At 48.7% G+C, this 18,508-nt stretch carries 18 protein-coding genes; 12 read left to right on the forward strand and 6 right to left on the reverse strand.

Features of this window, described 5'->3' with window-relative positions:
- The first annotated feature begins 173 nt into the window (after positions 1 to 173).
- Together AC04MQ_RS05075 and AC04MQ_RS05080 are read left to right on the forward strand one after the other, a co-directional pair.
- On the forward strand, positions 174 to 2,426 hold the full coding sequence (locus tag AC04MQ_RS05075; RefSeq protein WP_041578022.1) for an IPT/TIG domain-containing protein: 2,253 nt from the start codon (positions 174 to 176) through the stop codon (positions 2,424 to 2,426).
- A gap of 11 nt (positions 2,427 to 2,437) precedes the next feature.
- Positions 2,438 to 4,120, forward strand: coding sequence for a hypothetical protein (locus tag AC04MQ_RS05080; protein ID WP_015092494.1), 1,683 nt, complete (start codon positions 2,438 to 2,440; stop codon positions 4,118 to 4,120).
- A 103-nt stretch (positions 4,121 to 4,223) separates the two neighbouring features.
- Here the strand turns inward: AC04MQ_RS05080 and AC04MQ_RS05085 are convergent, their stop codons facing one another.
- The gene (locus AC04MQ_RS05085) at positions 4,224 to 4,589 is read right to left on the reverse strand and encodes an AgmX/PglI C-terminal domain-containing protein (protein WP_041578020.1); all 366 of its coding nucleotides are present in this window, start codon (positions 4,587 to 4,589) and stop codon (positions 4,224 to 4,226) included.
- Positions 4,590 to 4,714: 125 nt separating this feature from the next.
- Positions 4,715 to 5,671, reverse strand: a complete 957-nt coding sequence (locus tag AC04MQ_RS05090; protein WP_015092492.1) for an aldo/keto reductase family protein — start codon at positions 5,669 to 5,671, stop codon at positions 4,715 to 4,717.
- A gap of 255 nt (positions 5,672 to 5,926) precedes the next feature.
- On the opposite strand from AC04MQ_RS05090, the gene AC04MQ_RS05095 reads away from it, so the two are divergent.
- Positions 5,927 to 6,964 (forward strand): RelA/SpoT domain-containing protein, encoded by a 1,038-nt coding sequence (locus AC04MQ_RS05095; protein ID WP_015092491.1) that lies wholly within the window; start codon positions 5,927 to 5,929, stop codon positions 6,962 to 6,964.
- Between the two features lie 37 nt (positions 6,965 to 7,001).
- Here the strand turns inward: AC04MQ_RS05095 and AC04MQ_RS05100 are convergent, their stop codons facing one another.
- Positions 7,002 to 7,403, reverse strand: coding sequence for a hypothetical protein (locus AC04MQ_RS05100; protein ID WP_011165831.1), 402 nt, complete (start codon positions 7,401 to 7,403; stop codon positions 7,002 to 7,004).
- Positions 7,404 to 7,551: 148 nt separating this feature from the next.
- Here AC04MQ_RS05100 and ung point away from each other — a divergent pair, with 148 nt between their 5' ends.
- The 9 genes from ung to AC04MQ_RS05145 all read left to right on the forward strand — a co-directional run bounded on the left by ung (position 7,552) and on the right by AC04MQ_RS05145 (position 15,592).
- The gene (gene ung / locus AC04MQ_RS05105) at positions 7,552 to 8,241 is read left to right on the forward strand and encodes a uracil-DNA glycosylase (RefSeq protein ID WP_015092490.1); all 690 of its coding nucleotides are present in this window, start codon (positions 7,552 to 7,554) and stop codon (positions 8,239 to 8,241) included.
- A 132-nt stretch (positions 8,242 to 8,373) separates the two neighbouring features.
- A complete protein-coding gene (locus tag AC04MQ_RS05110; RefSeq protein WP_041578017.1) occupies positions 8,374 to 8,685 on the forward strand; it encodes a hypothetical protein in 312 nt (103 codons plus the stop codon).
- A gap of 41 nt (positions 8,686 to 8,726) precedes the next feature.
- Positions 8,727 to 9,143 carry a sll1863 family stress response protein gene (locus AC04MQ_RS05115; RefSeq protein WP_041578016.1) on the forward strand — a complete coding sequence of 139 codons (417 nt, stop codon included), beginning with the start codon at positions 8,727 to 8,729 and terminating at the stop codon, positions 9,141 to 9,143.
- A complete protein-coding gene (locus AC04MQ_RS05120; protein ID WP_015092487.1) occupies positions 9,143 to 10,195 on the forward strand; it encodes a 3-dehydroquinate synthase family protein in 1,053 nt (350 codons plus the stop codon). The genes AC04MQ_RS05115 and AC04MQ_RS05120 overlap by 1 nt, the downstream gene beginning before the upstream one ends.
- Positions 10,188 to 11,363 (forward strand): 3-phosphoshikimate 1-carboxyvinyltransferase, encoded by a 1,176-nt coding sequence (locus AC04MQ_RS05125; RefSeq protein ID WP_015092486.1) that lies wholly within the window; start codon positions 10,188 to 10,190, stop codon positions 11,361 to 11,363. Before AC04MQ_RS05120 ends, AC04MQ_RS05125 begins: the two co-directional genes overlap by 8 nt.
- Positions 11,360 to 13,186, forward strand: a complete 1,827-nt coding sequence (locus AC04MQ_RS05130; RefSeq protein ID WP_015092485.1) for a shikimate kinase — start codon at positions 11,360 to 11,362, stop codon at positions 13,184 to 13,186. The genes AC04MQ_RS05125 and AC04MQ_RS05130 overlap by 4 nt, the downstream gene beginning before the upstream one ends.
- Complete coding sequence (gene aroC / locus AC04MQ_RS05135) at positions 13,183 to 14,208, forward strand: chorismate synthase (RefSeq protein ID WP_015092484.1); 1,026 nt, start codon at positions 13,183 to 13,185, stop codon at positions 14,206 to 14,208. The genes AC04MQ_RS05130 and aroC overlap by 4 nt, the downstream gene beginning before the upstream one ends.
- Before the next feature lie 117 nt (positions 14,209 to 14,325).
- Positions 14,326 to 15,225 (forward strand): 1,4-dihydroxy-2-naphthoyl-CoA synthase, encoded by a 900-nt coding sequence (locus AC04MQ_RS05140; protein WP_015092483.1) that lies wholly within the window; start codon positions 14,326 to 14,328, stop codon positions 15,223 to 15,225.
- 154 nt (positions 15,226 to 15,379) lie between these two features.
- Positions 15,380 to 15,592, forward strand: a complete 213-nt coding sequence (locus AC04MQ_RS05145; RefSeq protein ID WP_041578014.1) for a hypothetical protein — start codon at positions 15,380 to 15,382, stop codon at positions 15,590 to 15,592.
- Here AC04MQ_RS05145 and AC04MQ_RS05150 read toward each other — a convergent pair.
- Genes AC04MQ_RS05150 through aroF form a run of 3 tightly spaced genes read right to left on the reverse strand, consistent with a single transcriptional unit; the run spans position 15,589 to position 18,352 of the window.
- Positions 15,589 to 16,644 (reverse strand): S1 family peptidase, encoded by a 1,056-nt coding sequence (locus AC04MQ_RS05150; RefSeq protein ID WP_015092481.1) that lies wholly within the window; start codon positions 16,642 to 16,644, stop codon positions 15,589 to 15,591. The genes AC04MQ_RS05145 and AC04MQ_RS05150 overlap by 4 nt on opposite strands.
- 3 nt (positions 16,645 to 16,647) lie before the next feature.
- Positions 16,648 to 17,358: a bifunctional demethylmenaquinone methyltransferase/2-methoxy-6-polyprenyl-1,4-benzoquinol methylase UbiE gene (ubiE, locus tag AC04MQ_RS05155; RefSeq protein WP_015092480.1), complete on the reverse strand. Its 711-nt coding sequence runs from the start codon at positions 17,356 to 17,358 to the stop codon at positions 16,648 to 16,650.
- Complete coding sequence (gene aroF, locus AC04MQ_RS05160; protein WP_080602472.1) at positions 17,351 to 18,352, reverse strand: 3-deoxy-7-phosphoheptulonate synthase; 1,002 nt, start codon at positions 18,350 to 18,352, stop codon at positions 17,351 to 17,353. Before aroF ends, ubiE begins: the two co-directional genes overlap by 8 nt.
- Positions 18,353 to 18,508: the final 156 nt, after the last annotated feature.

The following is an 18,508-nucleotide window of genomic DNA, read 5'->3' on the forward strand; positions in this document are numbered from 1 at the left end:
TTTCAAAGGTAAACAGTAGTTACTTTTGTTTGCTGGCTCAAGACTCTTTAATGGAACTAGTAGATGGTCCTGCGTCATGTAAACAAGTTTTCTTGATAAACATAAAATCATTTGACGCAATTCTGTTTCATGACGAATCGTAGGCAATCAGTAATTGTTTTATGGAGGAAGTGATGCTGAAGGGACTCATTGCGACGTCTTTGCTACTTTATAGTGGTTCGAGCTATGCAAAGGCGCCAACAAAAAGAATTTATTCGCAGTCGACTGAAAAAGTGTCTTATGCGATCTCAAAGTTCAATACTCAAGACAATTTTACCATTGCGAAGATTCGATATTCTCCCGCGCAGCCGAAGCAAGGAGACAAGGTCACAGTTCTCATCGAGCTATCAACAGATTTTGAGTCTAATAAAAGAATCAAATCGGGTGTGACTGCAGTAGTTGGCGGTCAGAAACTGAAGCTTTCTCGCCGAGCCGGGACATTGTGGACTTCACTTCCAATTACTGTTCATCAAGAAGGTAAGTTGGCTGTCGAGGTTAGCGGCTATCTCGAAGACATCGAAGCCAATAAGACGCTCCAAGAGTCTCTTTTGGCGCTTCAGGCGGAAATTGCTAAGTTGACTGCCGAGCATCAAAGAGAGACCGATCCAGTAAAAAAAGGTCAGTTGCAAGCCGTATTGGAATCTAAATTGGCGCAAAAAGTTGATTTAGAAAATATGATCGAAGCCTCCAAACGTCCAATCACCCAGAAAACAGATACGCTTCTTGTATTGAAGCAAGATGCGCCTAATACGACATATCCGAATCTGACGGGGTGTGTGCCTGATGCGGGTTCTGTTTCTGGCGGAACTGAGGTAGTGCTGAGTGGTGCAAATCTGCTAGGTACGACATCTTTGCAGATTGGGGAGACTGTCATCGAAGAGTCCCAAATGGTTGTGGGGGATGGAGAGATCACATTCACTATGCCGGGTCTGTCCAAAGGTATCTATGACATTATTCTAAATAAGCAAGTTGCCGGTCAATCAGTGAATACGATATTGCACAATGCTTATTACGCAGGGGACATTTCTTCTGTTGGTAGCTCTGGGCCCGTCGCATTTGCCGGGTATCCCAAGACAACCACCTCTGAGGTTGGGGTGATGTTGGATGGCTCCATGTCTTACGGGGCCCCCGGAGAGACCTTGTTCTACGATTGGAGTGTACAATCTCGTCCCGTTAATGCAGACCCTGCCGAGGGGCAAATTACGAATGGCTACGGAACAGCTACTCCTACCTTCATGGCAATAACTGAGGGAACATACGTAGTATCTCTGGTTGTCTACAGTGGTACTACGCAAAGTAAACCATCTTGGACTACAGTTACCATCGGTCCAAAAGCAGGAATCAGCGTTGTTCCTAGTTCAATCGTTGGTACTTTTACTAAGGACAAGCCGTATGTCGGGATGTTCAAAATATGTAATAACCTTGAGCAAGATGGCGACTATCAGGTTTACCTAAAAGACATTGTCCTTTTAATCGGTTCCAATCGTGGGACTATTCTTAGGAACAGTTGTTTAAGCTTTCAGTTTATTAGTTATTGGAAGCAAGACGGACTTTACTCAAGTATTCCCGTCGTTATGAAGACTCCGCAGGCCTTTGCTACAAAAATTGACCTCAGCTTATATTCCGGTTCAGAGCCCACGCTCACTATGCATACCGTTTACAACGAACATCAATGGATGGGTGAAACTAACGTGGAGATGATCGCAAACTCTGGAGTGGTTCCCGTAAATGGGGTCTATGACGAGGATAGCCTTACAAAATTTGAACTTAGAAATAGATCATCGCTTGAAATCTATGTATCTACGCCACCAGACTTTACGTATATCGATGGTACTAGTGGTGTCTTCGAGATGGACATGGGTAGCGGCGTGGTTGTGCCGGCTGAGGGCAGTGCAGATGTTTATCTTAAAGTGAAGCAGAATGGGAATTTTGGGGTACGAAATTCATCCTCAGCTATGTTGACGTGGAATTTCAGTTCTCTGGCGAATAATTCTGTTTCTACAGTGGTTGAAACTCAGAAACTGCCAAGCCTATACAATCCTTCAAAGTTATTGGATTTTGGTGACGTTGAGGAAGGAGCAACCTCTGCGCCCCTTGTTATCAACATTATGCAGGACTTCTACTCTCTATCTACCGGGCAGTGGCTGACTGAAGTCGAAGATGTCGACGCAGATTTGCAGGGATGCTTTGAGGCAGACGGAGAATTCTGGCCAGGCTTCCCATTCTCTGTCGGCAATAATGACAAGATTAGCTCCAGTTCCATAGATATACGGACATATTTTAAGCCATATATTGACGGGCTTTGTGAAGGGTCGCTTGCATTTAAATTAAGAGGATATCAAACACCAATTCTATATCCGCTGAAAGGGAACGGGATTATCCCTTAGGAGAGTTGAAGATGAAAAAAACAATTTTTGCGATCATGACATTCCTTGCAACCGCGGCATTCGCAGATCCGCAGTTTATTGAACTTAAAAGTGGCAAAACACAATACGTGGTCGGGGAGAGAGCGGTTCTTCTTGCCTCGGTAAGAACAAGCCCAAGCGATCCAGCGACTGAAGTTCACTTGGAGGCGACTTGGAATACGGATGCCATTAAGTTAACAAAATTTTCTGACACTGAATTTGCTGTGGTTACGCCAGTTCTGCCCGATACAAGCCCATATCACTGGGAAGTAAAGGCCTACCTTCAGAATCGTGCATCGGCTTTAAATTTAAACTCCAGTATTGCTCTTCTTCAAAAGGAAAATATCCTTTTAAGTCAAAAGCATAGCTTGGAGACTGATCCCGAGAAGAAAGCACTGTTGCTTCAGGCAATTTCCGAAAACGAAGCATTAATATTGGGCTTGCAGACTCAACTGCAGCAGGGGCGAACTTTGTTGGAGACGAAGGAGCTCTATGTTTACCCGACCCAAGTAAAGAAAGGGCATAGACTGTCTTCGCCGTTGCAGATTTCAACGGATAAAGTTGATGATGTATTTGTTGTCGGGGAAAGTGGAACTGTAACATTTCAAGTTAATCCGTCTGAAATGACGGAGACCTATGAATTTGTATCAGAAGTAGAGGCAACACTGGGGGCTAGTCCTATGGTCCTTGTTAAGAATTCTGATCTTAATTATCAATCAAGTATTGATGGTTCAATGCTAACAGTTGGCTCCCACGCGATTTCAGCGTCCTTATTTATCCGAAATAAGCGAGACGCTAATTCGCTCCTGGATGCAATTGATAAAGCCGCATTAATGAAAGCAAAGAACGAACAGCTACGTGATGCAGAAACAAACACAGCACTGATTGCATATTACCAACGGGAGGTTGATGATCTAACGGCTATTATCTCGGCCTTCTATGCCGTTTATGCTGATATGAAAATTTTTGTTGCAACCGCGAATTTGACTATTGAAGTCGTTGAAATTTCGCCGGTTTATATTGATCAATCCAATATTTACGCCTATGAAAATTCAAGTGGATCTTACTCTGTAGCCCTTACGACAGAGCCGACTGCGAACGTAACAATTGTTGCGAGCTCACCAAGTTCGCGTGTGACCTTCTCGACGAAAAATGGACGATCCGCGCAGATGTCTCTGACATTTACTCCTAGTAATTGGAGCACACCTCAGCAAATTTTATTTACTACCGCTGATAATTCGATAGTAGACGGAACTGAGGCTATTAAGATTACTCATACAGCATCTGGTGGAGACTATGAAGGCGTACGTGTTCCTGATGTGTATGTTCACGTCATGAATGATGATTATGGTAGCATTCTTTTCGATACCTCACAGGCGGATTTGTCATTGGATGGAACACCAACTCAGTATGGTGTTTCTTTGAGTGCCGAGCCTATCGGTGTTGTCCAAGTCACAATCGACACGACGATTTTGCGAGTCAACGGACAGAACGGGTTGCCGGTTGTACTAACATTTAGTCCCTCTGATTGGAATCAAGTACAGTATGTATCTGTTGAAATCCCACCGGGCACAGACCTGTATCCGTACACATACCATTATCTGGATCATCTCGCATCCAGTGCGGATGGCTATGATGGCGTCCAAGGAAGTATGGTCTTTTTAATTGTACCGTAATGCTTAGTAACGGCTAAAGATAGCTTTAGAATGGGGCCATTGGCCCCATTTTTTGCTGTTGCAAGATGCCGTGGTTCCCACTATGTCTAAAGTCTTTCCATGCTTATTTAACGATTAGTTCTAGGCTGACCTTGGTTCGGGAGTCTTCCGCGGAGGGCGGGAACTTCATCGCCTTGATTTTGGAGATAATGCAGTCCTCAAATGCAGGGTCCTTGAAGTTCATATCGCGAACACGCGGATTTTTAACAAAACCATCTTCATTTTGAATCCAAACAAGCGTTGCCCCTCCATCCAGGCCCGGCGATCTCTTTACTGCATCTTGAATGCATTCTTGGAAAAGGGCCTGATTTCGATCAAGAGTGCGATTTGTTGCTTTTTCCGTAGCCTCTAAGCGCTCTTCGCGTGTTGGTACATTTGAACAAGAGGTTAGAGCTAACGTCAGCAGGGCGATGAGAACTGTTTCTTTCAATCAAGACTCCTCGAGGGGGCATTTAGATTTTTCATTTTCGATGATCTATCAGGGCGGGTACAGTCAAATAGCAGTGAAGGAAAAAGGCTGCGGGAATATTTCCGGCAGCCTTTGGGTGTGTCTCATTAGTAAGCGAAAATCTTTTTAATGTCTTTGTCGATCTCGGGTGTGATTTCGACTTTTAAGGCCCCAAGGTTTTCCTGCAACTGTTCGATGCTGGTCGCACCTAAGATCACGCTGCTGACGCCCGGTTGGGCGGCGGTCCAAGCCAGTGCCAACTGCGTGCGGCTGCATTCCAGTTTGTCGGCGATGCCTTTAAGTTCCCACACGCGCTGACTGTTCTTTTCGGTATAGAAGGTGTCCTTCAGCCAGTCGATACGCGACAGGCGGCCTTCGCTGACGCCTTTGTCGTATTTTCCGGTCAGCATGCCAGATGCTAACGGAGACCAGGTGACCAGGCCCATGCCGTGTTGTTGGGCTTTGGGTTGCACGTTGGTTTCAAACTTGTCGCGCACTAACAGATTGTACTGGGGTTGTTCGACTTGCGGTTTGTAGTATCCGCCCTTGTCGCAGACATCCATGGCTTCCTGAATTTGCTCGGCGGTCCATTCGCTGGTCCCCCAGTACAGAATCTTTCCGTGATGAATGAGGTCATCCATGATGCGCACGGTTTCTTCCACCGGGGTTTCCGGGTCATAGCGGTGGCAGAAATAAATATCCAGATAGTCCGTGCCGATTCGTTGCAATGACTTGTTCACGGATTCCAGAATGTGTTTGCGGGAAAGTCCCTTGTCGTTGATGTCTTCACTCATCGGCCAGAAGACTTTCGAGGAAATCACCAGCTCGTGGCGCGGGAAATCTTTTAAAGCTCCGCCCATGATGCGTTCGGATTCGCCTTTGGCATAAATGTCGGCGATGTCGAAGAAATTGATTCCGGCTTCGTAAGCCAGGCGCAGAATGCTGCGAACGGAAGTGAAGTCTTTGATGGTGCCACCAAAGGTGGTCCATCCACCCAGAGAATAGGTGCCGATTTTAAGACCGCAACGGCCAACGCTGCGGTAAGGCATATTGGGATTGAACATCAGGGCCTCCTTGCAGAAGCCCCATTATCTTAATTGGGAATTGCATGTTGCAAGGATTGATTGATTTTGCGGGCAGGGCAGTGCTGGTTGACGAGGAGTAGAGATGAAAATTCAAAGATAAGCAAAATCAACAACTTACACGTTTAAATTCTTAAAAATAGCTAATTTATAGAGATTGCTCTAGAGTTTGAGCTAAAGTCGAGTTATAGTAAAATCAACAACTTACAGATTTAAACTCTTAAAAAATGGAATTTTGTGGGATCTGTTGAACTCGAGTATAGCAAAGCAAAAATTGATCGAGCGGGCGAACTACTAAAGAGCAAATCCGGCTCGGATGAGGAAATTGCAAGTGCTTTGGAAGTGCTATCAAGTTGGCGCGCCTATCATGCGATTCCCTTGGATTCTTTTGCGGCGGTACTGCGACAGCGAATTCAGAAAATCAGCGATCGAGCGATTGCTGCACAACGGTTGAAAAGAACGCCTTCCATCCTGCTTAAGCTTTCCAATCACAAAACAATGAGATTATCCGCCATGCAGGATATTGGCGGCTTAAGAGCGATTTTGGAATCTACCGAAGAAGTGTATGAGTTGCTCGGTTTGTACAAGAGATCCAAGTCTAAGCATGCGCTGTTTTCTCTTGATGACTATATTGAAAACCCAAAGCCGGATGGTTACCGAAGCATTCACTTGGTTTACAAATTGTCTAAGACCCCGAGTCTTTTTTTGGAATTGCAATTCAGATCCCAGTTGCAGCATATCTGGGCGACGGGTGTCGAGGTGTTTGGAACTCTTCAGAACAGTTCGTTCAAGTCGGGACAAGGCAATCGCAGGTGGTTGGAGTTTTTCGCTTTACTGAGTTCAGTGTTTGCGATCAAGGAAAGTAAGCCGATTCTAAAAGCTCATAAGGAAATGTCAAAGCTTGAACTGATAGAGAAAGTTCAAAAGGAAATCCGTGAGCTGCACGTGATCGAAAACCTCAGCGTATACACTGCTGCTTATAAAACGATTTCAAAGAGTTCTTCGAAGGGTAGAAAAGGTCACTATAGTTTAATTCTGCTTAATTCGCGGGAGAACACAATCTCGCTCGAAACTTATGGCGCGAGTCAGTTTGATGCCGCCGTCCAGGCGTATTTGGATCTTGAAAGAAAATACTTTGAAGACACATTGATCAATGTGGTTTTGGTAAATACGGGAGATTTGAAAAAACTAGAAATGAGTTATCCGAACTATTTCATGGATACAAAAACACTGGTACAGAATCTTTCCCTGATTATGATGGGAAAATTTTTCTGATGTGTTTGTGGGGCCTCCTTGCTGAAGCCCCATTATCTTAATGAAGAACCGGATGTTGCAAGTAATGATTGATTTCGATGATTCGGTCCTGCTGACTGACGACAGAATCCTGAATCGCAACTAACTTTTGCATAAGGTTGTCTTTGGCAAGCCTAATGGCTTCAAAGATGTCCTCGTGGACGCCTTCGGCCTCTGCCTTCGCGCCGCCCTCGTTTAAGACGATGGCAATACGATACAGTTTCTTCAGGCCCTCGCGGGTGAATTCGCGCCCGTCTGTTTCATACTGGAGCGCAAGTTTTCGGGGATCCCGGGCGACTACCGCAACCACAGTCTGTGGAGTCACAAAGTGTTCAAACTCTGCGATCTGCTGGTAGATAAAGGACTTAACCTCAGGATTTTGCTCAATAAGCTCAATGGTGGGGTTGAGAAGGGTCGTCATAGGCGGCCTCCTTTTCCTCGTAGTTATAGTGTAACAATGGGGTCGAATTTTGTCTGGTCAAGAAAACTGGCACCGAAAAAATAATTTGAAATCGAATAGGTTTGCATTAGAATCCCGAAGCTGGACCAAGGACTTGTGTCAGATTGAGATGGAAAATATTAACTCAGAAATCAAACTAAACTCATCTTGGAAGCAGCATCTTCACCTCGAATTTGAAACCGAGCGCATGCAGAAGCTGAATAAATTTTTATCTGCTGAATACAAAGCGGGTAAGACAATTTATCCGTGTGGTGATGACTATTTCGCTGCGATGAATCTGACTCCTTTTGACAAAGTGAAAGTGGTGATCGTCGGGCAGGATCCTTATCACGGCCCCGGCCAGGCGCATGGACTTTGTTTTTCTGTACAAGACGGCGTTCGTTTTCCGCCGTCGCTTAGAAACATCTTTAAAGAGCTTCACGACGACGTGGGTGCGACCATTCCGCAAAGCGGTTCACTGACTAAGTGGGCCCAGGAAGGTGTTCTGTTGCTGAATGCTGTGCTGACAGTCGAGGACGGCAAAGCTGCTGCCCATCAGGGTAAAGGCTGGGAAGAGTTCACCGACAAGATCATCCACGTGCTGAACGAGGAAAAAGAAAATCTGGTGTTCATCCTGTGGGGTTCTTACGCGCAGAAAAAAGCGTCCTTCGTGGATCGCAAAAAACATCTGGTGCTTGAGGCCGTGCATCCGTCGCCGTTGTCCGCTCACCGCGGGTTCTTTGGGACCAAGCCTTTCTCCAAAACCAATGCCTATCTGAAATCCAAGGGTATTGGCGAAATCAACTGGAACCTGGTTTAACTCCTTCGGGAGGCGTCCAAAATAGATCCATCCCGGTGTTTTATATCAAGCCTGCAAGGGTAAAAGCTCTAGTCTTCGCTGGGGACCTTGGCTAAGATATAAGAAGGTCTCAATTATTCACAGGGAGGATTTATGAGATGGCTTGTTGTGGTGGCTTTCGTGGCACCCGTTTTTACAGGCTTGAATCTTGCGCAGGCAGGTCCGTCGATCCGTCTGGTCGCAAGTGAACACTCCACCATCACCGCAGACACCGTAAAAAGCATCCGTGCCGATGGCAACGGGCTGCTGGTGGTCTTTGTGAAAACTGCCGGAACCTATTATCTGGATCGTGATGTCATCAACTTTGAGACCTACCGCAAAAAGCTGGAAGAAAGTCTGAAACATCAGAAGCCTGTCAGCGTCAAGGCCGAGCAGCATCAGCTCAATATTGTTGAAGTAAAATAAGGCCCCGTTGTAAACTGGTCTCCGTCGTAAGGAGACCTTTTATGCGTCCTATTGCTGCTGCTTTTGTAGTGTTGTCCCTGGTATCCCAGTCCTTTGCCACTTCCGCTGACGAAGTGAAAACCAAAACCGCTGAAGCAGCGACCGCTGCGGCTGATTACACCAAAGAACAAAAAGAGCAGTTCCAAAAAGACATGGAAGAAAATCTGGCGAAAATGAAAAAAGAGATCGCCGAGATGAAAGAAGCTGCCTCCAAGAAATCCGGCGAAGCAAAAGCCGAGTACAACGACCAGATCAAAGCTTTGGAAAAAAAGCAGGAAGAAATGAAGAAAGATCTGGCGAAGATGAAAAAAAGCTCAGGCAAAGCCTGGGGCGAAATGAAAAACGGCATGAGCAAAGCGTGGGATGCAATCTCTGATTCCTACGGCAAAGCCAAAGCCCACCTGTCAGAAGAAAAATAATGAAAAAAAGCGCACTGCTCTTCACTACGGAACTGCCTCGTCCCGCTGACCTGGGGGAAGAGCTGTTGTTGATCTACGACGAGATCCTGCCTCGTAAATCCAAAGCCTTCAAAAAATGGATGGCGCAGTTTCCGCTGCGTTATTCGGTGAAGGCCGGGGAAGCCCTTAAATCCGTTCAAAACTTTCCAGAACATATCACCAAGATTGTGAAGCTGTGTGAAGGCGCTTCCAGCCGTCGTTTGACGGTGGTGGTGGCCGGTGGCGGCAGCGTCGGGGATTTTGGTGGCTTTGTTGCCAGCATCCTGAAGCGTGGCGTGCGTTTGGTGCACATGCCTAGCACCTGGCTTTCCGCGATTGATTCTGCTCACGGTGGAAAGACGGCTTTGAATGTGGGCTCTGCCAAAAACCAGATCGGTACATTTTATCCTGCCGACAAAATTGTCCTATCCCGTTCGCTGTTGATGGCTCAGCCGGATGTCCGGGCCTTTGAAGGCTTTGGCGAACTGTTAAAGATCGCTTTGATTGCCGGGGGACCGCTGTGGCGGGATTTGTCCAAAGAATATGAAGTCAACGCGGCGATACTGTGGAAATATCTTTCCAGTTCCATTGATGCCAAATACAAGGTTGTCGCCAAAGACCCGGAGGAAAAATCCGGTCATCGCCATATCCTGAATCTGGGGCACACTTTGGGTCACGTGCTGGAAACCCAGTACGAACTGCCGCACGGAGTGGCGATCAATTACGGGCTGGAGTTTGCTTTGCGTTTCAGCCTGCATAAAAAAATCATCACACCGGCTGAATACGAAAAACTGATGCTGTCCCCGGTGATGGGTTATCTGCTGTCGCCAGTGCGTGATGAATTGCTGCAAACCAAAGAATCGGTTTTGCGTGAATTCAGAAAGCAGCTTTTAAGTGACAAGAAAAAGACTTCGTCCGAAGTTCTGCGTTTCGTTTTCTTAAAAAAACCCGGCCACTGTGTCGTGCGTGAAGTCAGCGTGGATGACATCCTGGTGGAAGTCTGCCGCCAGAAGGAAGATGAACTCAATGGCTGATTTCCGTTTTCAGGGCGAGATTCCTGGTTCCAAATCCATTTTCAATCGCGCTTTGATCGTAAAAAGCTATTTCCCGGTGCTGGATCTGCAGGGGCATTCAGAATGTGACGACGTCGTTCACATGCGCGAGGGTCTTAAAGAAATCCGCGAACGCAGTCGTATTGATTGCGGCGAAGGCGGCACCACGTTCCGCTTTATGGCGCTTCGGGCGTCCCGCATGCGCGGGGTTCATACGTTGCAGGCCACTCCTCGCCTGTTGCAAAGACCGCAAAAAGGACTGTTGGATCTTTTGTCCCAGTTGGGGGTGCAAACCCAAATCAAGAATCGCGAGATGTTCGTGGTGTCTGAAGGCTGGAAGCGTTCGCGCACTCCTTTGAAAGTAAACACTTCTGAATCCAGTCAGTATGCTTCAGCCTTGATTCTGAACTGCTGGCTTTTGGATTTTGATATGGAATTTGAACTGGTCGGCGACAAGGTTTCTGAATCTTACTTCCAGTTGACCGTGCAAATGCTGAAAGAATTGGGCATGCGCATGCAGGTTCAGAGTAACAAGTACCTGATCCCTGCCGGCCAGCGCATCAGCAAGCTTGAATACCGTGTCGAGTCTGATCTAAGTTCGGCCTTCACCATGGCGTCTGCTGGCGCCCTGGTGGGCGGATCCAAACTTTTGAACTATCCGGTGAAAAGTTCCCAGCCTGACGGAGTCTTTGTCGAGATCTTCAAACAAATGAACATCGAAACAGAAATGTTCGAAGGTGCTTTGTGTGTAAAGCCTTCCACAGGCTTGCGTGCGGTGAATTGGGATCTTTATCAGTCCCCGGATCTGTTCCCGGTGCTGGCGGTGCTTTGCAGTTGGGCCAACGGCAGCTCCAAGCTTTACAATGCGCCTCACTTGGCGGCGAAAGAAAGCAATCGTATTGCCAAGATTGCTGATTTGTTTGAACGCCTGGGCATTTCCCATGAAGTCTTGCCGGATGGCATGATCATTCACGGCAACCCCCAGCAAAGCCTTAAAAAAGGCATCACTTTTGATTCCGATCAGGATCACCGCATGGTGATGGCGGCCACTTTGATGAAGCTAAAAGGCCATGACATCACCATTGAAAACCCCGAGGCCATCAATAAGAGTTTTCCAGAGTTCTGGGACATGATAGGTATCAAGGCATGATTACAGTCGTCGTTGGCCACCGCGGAACCGGAAAAACTGAAATGATGAAGCGTCTGCAGATATACCTGCGAGACGAATCCGCGGAAATCATCGACCTGGATGAATCCATCGAAGAAAAAATCGGAAAAACCATCCCCGAACTTTTCTTAGAGCACGGCGAGGCCTATTTCCGCGAGTTGGAGCGCCAGCTTTTCCTTGAGACTTTGCAAAAGCCCCACACGCAGATGTTCCTGGTGCTGGGGGCGGGCTTTGATCTGTCTGTGATCCCAGAAAACGTGCGCGTGCTGTGGGTTCGTCGTAACACCGATCTTGATGGTAGAATCTTCTTGAACCGCCCACGCCTGAACCCGGAATTGTCTCCGCTTGAAGAATTCCACAAGCGCGCCGTTGTGCGCGAAGCCCGTTATCGTGAACGAGCCGATGAAGTCTATCTGATGCCGGAAGGTCTTTTTGAAAATCGCCATCACGCCATGGCCGTTGAAAAAGCTCTTCTGACTCACAATCTGCATGACATCGGCGGTGCAGTGACGATTCCGGCGGAGGTGTTTGTCACCGAAAAACGCTGGGAACTTTTTAAAGCCCGCTTCCTGAACCGTGGTGTGGGCTTATTTGAATTGCGCGATGACTTGCTGACTTTTGATCAGATTCAGCGTGTGGTGCAGGAAATGGCCAGCGAGCGCCTGCTTTATTCTTTCCGCAAAGCCCCTGAAAATGCTGAAGCCCTGATGCAGGAACCTTTGATCGCCGTTTTAAACCGCGTGGCCTGGATCGACTGGGCGGTCGAACTGGGATCGCCGGAAGATCTGCTGCGTGTGATTTCATCTGATAAATTGGTTCTGTCTTTGCACGATGAATCCCTCAAAGAACTGTGGCAGCAGTTTGAAAAGAAGGCCGCGCATTTAAAGTATGCCCCGATGGTTGACACCTTCAGTGATCTGAAGAAAGGCCACGAATGGCAAAAAGCCGAAGCGTCCAAACGAAGCTTCCTTCCCAGATCCCCGGACGGGCGCTGGGAATGGTACCGACGTTTGCAAAAAGGCCATCAGCTGATTAATTTCTGGCGCGAAGGGGACGGCACCGCGGGTGATCAGCCGTCGCTGTGGGCGTGGATGATGACTCCGACGGTGGTGAATGGTTTTGCGGCGGTTCTGGGCGATCCTGTTCGTCATAGTTTTACTCCGCTAGAGCATTCTGACTTCTTCCACAAAATGAACCTGCCGGTTTTTGCCGTGGCGATTTCCCGTGAAGAATGGGATCAAGCCTTCCTGGTGGTGCAAGGCATGGGTCTTCGTTATGCGGCGGTCACGTCACCTCACAAAGAAAATGCCGCCAAAGTTTGCAAGCATGAATCCCTGAAAGCCGTGAACACTCTTTTCTGGAATGAAAAGATCAAATCATGGCAGGGGACGTCCACTGATGATCAGGGCTTTATGGAACTGATCGAAGGGGTCGGCATGATCGCACCTTTGCAAAAAGAAATTTTCGTTTGGGGCGGCGGTGGCGTGCTGGAAATGATTGAAAAAGCGGTGCCGCATGCAAGCTTCGTTTCTTCACGCACGGGAAAGCCCCGCACGGGATCTGAAGACGCCGAAACCCTTTCGCCCAAGATTGTGATCTGGGCGGCCCCGCGCGGACCTGAAACCCAGATGCCACCAGCGCACTGGAGCCCGGCGATGGTGTTTGATTTAAATTACAAAGAAGATTCCATGGGCCGTGAATATGCCCAGCGCTGTGGCGCCAACTATCAGTCCGGGCTTGTGATGTTCACAGCCCAGGCGCAAGGACAAAGAATGTTCTGGCGTAAGTCCGAGGAGAACGCATGAGTGCAAGTCAGTTCGGTTCCCGTTTTGTGATCACGACTTTCGGTGAAAGTCATGGGACCGCTTTGGGCGTGGTGATTGACGGCTGTCCAGCCGGTGTGAACTTTGACGAAGGTCTTTTAAGAAAAGAACTGGAACGTCGTCGTCCCGGTCATCATGGTTCAGGTCAGGTTGTATCCGGCCGCCAGGAAACAGATGCCCCGGAAGTCCTTAGCGGCGTTTTCGACGGCAAAACCCTGGGTACGCCAATGGCGATCATCGTGCGCAATCAGGATGCAAGATCTCAGGACTATTCTGCGATCAAAAATTCCCCGCGCGCAGGTCATGCCGACGACATGTGGAAGAATAAATTCGGTCACAGCGATCATCGTGGCGGTGGTAGATCTTCCGGGCGTGAAACCGTGTCCCGTGTGATGGCGGGTTCGGTGGCGCAGATGATGATGAAACACGTCAGTGCGCCGACCAAGGTGATTGGCTATGCCTCGCAAATCGGCCCGATGACTTTGACCGATGCTGAACGTAAAGAAGTCAGTAAGAAAGACATCGATTCATTCCAGGCAAGATTCCCGTCCAGCCGTGACCAGGAAGTGGCGGACCTTTTAAAGGAAGCCCAGGACAACGGGGAAAGCCACGGGGGCGTGGCTGAGATTCTGATTCAGAATCCTCCGGCGCATTTGGGTCAGCCGGTGTTTCATAAACTGAAATCCGATCTGGCGATGGCTTTCTTAAGTGTGGGCGCCACCAACGGCTTTGAATTGGGGTTGGGCTTTGAGTCCGCCGAAGTTAAAGGCACCGAGTTCCATCAGGGGCCGCAGGACGCCTATGGTGGTATCCGTGGTGGAATTTCCACCGGGGAAAGCATTCTGCTGCGGGTTTCTTTCAAACCCACAAGCTCGATTCTGGATGTGGCTAAAAAAGGCCGCCATGACCCGTGCATCGTGACCCGCGCGATCCCGGTGTTAGAGGCCATGACATGGCTGGTGTTGGCAGACCACTATTTGTGGTCTAAAACTGATCGCATCTAGAATTTATTTATAGACATCAGCTGCGGCGTTGATTGTCGTCGACGTACCTCTGGTACGGCTTCCTCCTCTCGCCTTGCATCTGATGCCTCTAAATAAATTCAAACAAGAGGTACTAAAATGGTTTCTGATATTTTCAATCCAGAGTGGTGGACGGAAGTTCCTGGTTTTAACTTCAAGGATATTACTTATCATCGCGCTAAAGATCAGGGCACTGTTCGTATTGCCTTCAATCGCCCTGAAGTGCGCAATGCCTTCCGCCCGCAAACGGTGGACGAGCTTTACACCGCTTTAGAGCACGCTCGTATCTCTGCGGATGTTGGTGTGGTTCTGATCACAGGCAATGGTCCGTCCCCGAAAGACGGTGGCTGGGCGTTCTGTTCTGGTGGTGACCAGCGCATTCGCGGTAAAGACGGCTACAAGTACGAAGAAAAAGAAGCTCAAGGCAAAATGGATCTGGCGCGCTTGGGTCGTTTGCACATTTTGGAAGTTCAACGTCTGATTCGTTTCATGCCGAAAGTGGTTGTGGCGGTTGTTCCCGGCTGGTCCGTGGGCGGCGGTCATTCCCTGCACGTGGTGTGTGATATGACGATCGCCAGCCAAGAGCACGCGATCTTCAAACAAACGGACCCGGACGTGGCAAGCTTCGATTCCGGTTACGGTTCGGCGTACCTGGCTCGCATGGTGGGTCAGAAGCGCGCGCGTGAAATTTTCTTCCTGGGGCGCAATTACACGGCTCAAGAGGCCTTCGATATGGGCATGGTGAACGCCGTGGTTCCGCACAAGGATCTTGAAAAAGTGGCGTTGGAATGGGCAAAAGAAATGAACTCAAAAAGCCCGACAGCGATGCGTATGCTGAAGTATGGTTTCAACATGATCGATGACGGTCTTGTGGGTCAGCAACTGTTTGCCGGAGAGGCGACTCGCTTGGCTTACGGAACTGAAGAAGCGGTGGAAGGACGTAATTCCTTCGTTGAAAAACGTCCGAAGGATTTCTCTAAATTCCCTTGGCATTACTAGGTTCCAGATACAGAAAATAATAAACTCTTAAAAACACGGTCCGAAAGACCGTGTTTTTTTATTTAAAACCAGCCCAACGATTTGAAAATCCCTATCAAGTGCCAGTGCTTGAATACAGCTGTCTTTGTTTGATGCCTGGGAGGACAATAGGGGCATGAAACCAGCTATCTTCTTCCTACTGTTAGTGTTCGTAGGACTGGCATTCTGGGGATGCCCAACGAAGAAGTATATTCCTGATCCAACACCACCAAAACCTGAAGTGCAGATCCAAACCATGCGTTATGATGAGGTTTTAAGACAGCATGGGCAGGCCCCACCTGTGGGACCTCGCCAGGACCATCGCCGAATGCTGGCCATGAATTACTAGAAAATACTGATTCCGACAGACAGGAAGGTTTCGGAAGAATCCTGCGGGCTCATGCCGGCTTCAATGTTAAAGCCCATGCCTGACAGATAGATCATGGCATAGTTGCGTTCGTTGTATTCTTCAAACGTCAATCGCTTGTAACCAGCACCGGCATAGAACGGCAGGAAGTTCGAGGTTTCAAAGTACCAGCGATAAGCCAAAGCAAAACCGCGGTATTCGATGTCTTCTTTGGAAGAAGATACGGAACGTTCCACACCCACCAGAAAGCGGTCACGCAACCAGATGCTTAGGTCCAACGCCAGGGCATTGTCCTTAATTTCTTTGCCGTTGTGGTGAAGGCTGACGAAGGTTTCTTTTACGTTCAAATCAAAGCTGGCTTTGGCGTCTTGGGAGGTGAACGTGCGGGACGGCTGGTCTTTCAGCATCGCCAGTTTCGCCGGGTGAATCATGCGCCCGATGCTGCCAGCAGCTTTGCGCACGTACTTGGCGGAAACCACACCGATGATTTGGCCCTGATCATTCAAAACCGCACCGCCGGAATTTCCCGGGGACACCGACATGTCGGTCAGGAAGTTTTTGTCAGAATTGATTTTCGTGACCATGCCTTTGGTGAAGTTAAAAAGCATGTCGTTGTTCAGATTCGTATCGAAATCAAGTCGGGTGCCGAAAGGGTGGCCAATGGTGGCGCACTCCTGGCCGACTTTGATCGAAGCAAGATTTGCAAACGTCAACGGAGTTGCTTTGGCCGGCGCATCCAAGGTCAGAATCGCAATATCATTGTCTTTATCCCAGCGGCTGATGGTGGCCGTTTGCTGGGTCACGACTTTGTCGTTTTCAAGCCATTGAACGGTGATGGGACGAAGATCAAAAACACAGTGACGGGCCGTCAGAATTTCAGTTGGGGAAATCAGGGCGCCGGAACAAACGCCGCCTTTAGAGCGGATCACCGGGATGGCGGGACGCGCTTTTTCAAAAACCGCAGACCATACGGTGTCTGCGGCAGTTGCGGGAAAAGCCACTGCCATCAAAAGAACGCCCAATAGGAATTTCATAAATTATTTTACGGTGCCTTTATAGATGTAAGCGATACCACCGGTCAGGGTGATGTATTCCATTTTGGAATAAGCGCCGCTTTCTTTCATCAGATCCAGGAAACCTTCACGGCAAGGGAACGCCGCAGATGATTTTTGCAGGTACTCGTAAGCTTCTTTCTGGCCCGTTACGATGCCGCCGATTTTAGGCAGGATGTTCTGGGAATAGAAATTGTAAAGCGCACCGAACACCGGAATGTTCACCTGACCGAATTCCAAAACCATCACTTTGCCGCCCGGACGAGTGACGCGCGCCATTTCTTTCAGCGCTTTCACCGGATCACCGACGTTGCGGATACCGAAAGAGATGCTGGAAACATCGAAGCTGTTGTCAGCGTACTGAAGCTGGGTCACGTCGGCTTGTTCAAAAGTGATGTCCAGACCGCGCTCTTTGGCTTTGCCCGGAGCCGGGATCAGCATTTCTGCGCAGAAGTCAGTTCCAGTTACAGCACCAGTGCCGACAGTTTTTTTGAACTCAATCGCCAGGTCGCCTGTGCCAGTGGCACAATCCAAAACCTGATCACCGGCTTTGGCGCCGCTGTACTTCACCAGTTTTTTTCTCCACAGATGGTGGATGCCCATGGAAAGGACGTTGTTGCCCTTGTCATAGTTCGCCGCCACTTTGGAAAACATGCTTCTGATGATTTCAGGATTTGGAGAGTGACCGTTAGACATAAACTTCCGCCTTGTGCGCTTTGTGCAGTGGACGGTCGATAGCCGTCAGGATTCTATCAAGCTTCTTCATCATCACCGAGAAGTCATTCAGGGTCAGTGCCTGCATACCATCAGACAGAGCCTCTGCCGGACGAGGGTGAACTTCGACGATGATGCCATCGGCACCCACAGCGGCGGCTGCATAAGCCAGATCCGGAACCAAAGCGCGGATGCCCACTGCGTGAGAAGGATCCACGATCACCGGAAGGTGCGTGTTCTTTTTGGCAAAAGCCACAGCATTCAGATCCAGAGTGTTGCGGGTCGCAGTTTCGAAAGTGCGGATACCACGTTCACACAGGATCACATTCTGGTTGCCCATTTTGGTGACGTATTCAGAGGCTTTGATCCATTCGTCGATGTAGGCAGCCAGGCCGCGTTTCAACAACACAGGTTTTTTCTGACGGCCCAGTTCTTTCAGCAGCTCATAGTTTTGCATGCTGCGGGAACCAACCTGGAAGCATTCCACGATATCGTAGACTTCTTCGATTTGACGGATGTCAGTCACTTCGGACACAAGGCTCATGTTCAGTTCTTTGCAAACAGTGCGAACCATGTCGAAAGAGTTTGCGCCCAGGCCCTGGAAAGCCGTTGGGGAGGTGCGCATTTTCCAGATGCCACCACGAAGCAGGTGTGCGCCCGCGGCTTTTACACCGGAAGCGGTTTCCATGAACTGTGCCTGGCTTTCGATAGAACAAGGGCCGGCGATCACGGTGAAATTAGGTCCCCCGATATCAAAACCGCCGACATTGACAATTTGGGTTGAGGGACTTGTTTGCATAGTTTGCGTTTCCATAATACGAACTTCTTCTCGCCCTTGTTTTAACATTTTCACAACTACTAAGTTGAAAAAAGAGGGTCCTTTTGTGGATCGGCAGAATAGCATAACGCTCGAAGGCATTACAAACTTTTTGCAGGCAGGGGCCCTCTTGCGACATGGAAACCAATGGATTCTCATTGAGGGGCCTTTCGCTGCGGAACCAACCCCAAATAGTGTCGAAATTTCAGTATTTTGCCCCGATTTCTATGATCTGACGACCCCGGCTCGCTGGTTCGGGAAAGCCCGCCACGTGCTGTCGACAGAGGATTTGCGTCGCATTTGTGAGGTCTACTT

This window comes from Bdellovibrio sp. MYbb2 (genome assembly GCF_056175685.1).

Coding starts and splice junctions, on each gene's coding strand:
- AC04MQ_RS05075 (WP_041578022.1), top strand. CDS start 174: ATGCTGAAGGGACTCATTGCGACGTCTTTGCTACTTTATAGTGGTTCG.
- AC04MQ_RS05080 (WP_015092494.1), top strand. CDS start 2,438: ATGAAAAAAACAATTTTTGCGATCATGACATTCCTTGCAACCGCGGCA.
- AC04MQ_RS05090 (WP_015092492.1), bottom strand. CDS start 5,671: ATGTTCAATCCCAATATGCCTTACCGCAGCGTTGGCCGTTGCGGTCTT.
- AC04MQ_RS05100 (WP_011165831.1), bottom strand. CDS start 7,403: ATGACGACCCTTCTCAACCCCACCATTGAGCTTATTGAGCAAAATCCT.
- ung (WP_015092490.1), top strand. CDS start 7,552: ATGGAAAATATTAACTCAGAAATCAAACTAAACTCATCTTGGAAGCAG.
- AC04MQ_RS05110 (WP_041578017.1), top strand. CDS start 8,374: ATGAGATGGCTTGTTGTGGTGGCTTTCGTGGCACCCGTTTTTACAGGC.
- AC04MQ_RS05115 (WP_041578016.1), top strand. CDS start 8,727: ATGCGTCCTATTGCTGCTGCTTTTGTAGTGTTGTCCCTGGTATCCCAG.
- AC04MQ_RS05120 (WP_015092487.1), top strand. CDS start 9,143: ATGAAAAAAAGCGCACTGCTCTTCACTACGGAACTGCCTCGTCCCGCT.
- AC04MQ_RS05125 (WP_015092486.1), top strand. CDS start 10,188: ATGGCTGATTTCCGTTTTCAGGGCGAGATTCCTGGTTCCAAATCCATT.
- AC04MQ_RS05130 (WP_015092485.1), top strand. CDS start 11,360: ATGATTACAGTCGTCGTTGGCCACCGCGGAACCGGAAAAACTGAAATG.
- aroC (WP_015092484.1), top strand. CDS start 13,183: ATGAGTGCAAGTCAGTTCGGTTCCCGTTTTGTGATCACGACTTTCGGT.
- AC04MQ_RS05140 (WP_015092483.1), top strand. CDS start 14,326: ATGGTTTCTGATATTTTCAATCCAGAGTGGTGGACGGAAGTTCCTGGT.
- AC04MQ_RS05145 (WP_041578014.1), top strand. CDS start 15,380: ATGAAACCAGCTATCTTCTTCCTACTGTTAGTGTTCGTAGGACTGGCA.
- AC04MQ_RS05150 (WP_015092481.1), bottom strand. CDS start 16,644: ATGAAATTCCTATTGGGCGTTCTTTTGATGGCAGTGGCTTTTCCCGCA.
- ubiE (WP_015092480.1), bottom strand. CDS start 17,358: ATGTCTAACGGTCACTCTCCAAATCCTGAAATCATCAGAAGCATGTTT.
- aroF (WP_080602472.1), bottom strand. CDS start 18,352: ATGAGAATCCATTGGTTTCCATGTCGCAAGAGGGCCCCTGCCTGCAAA.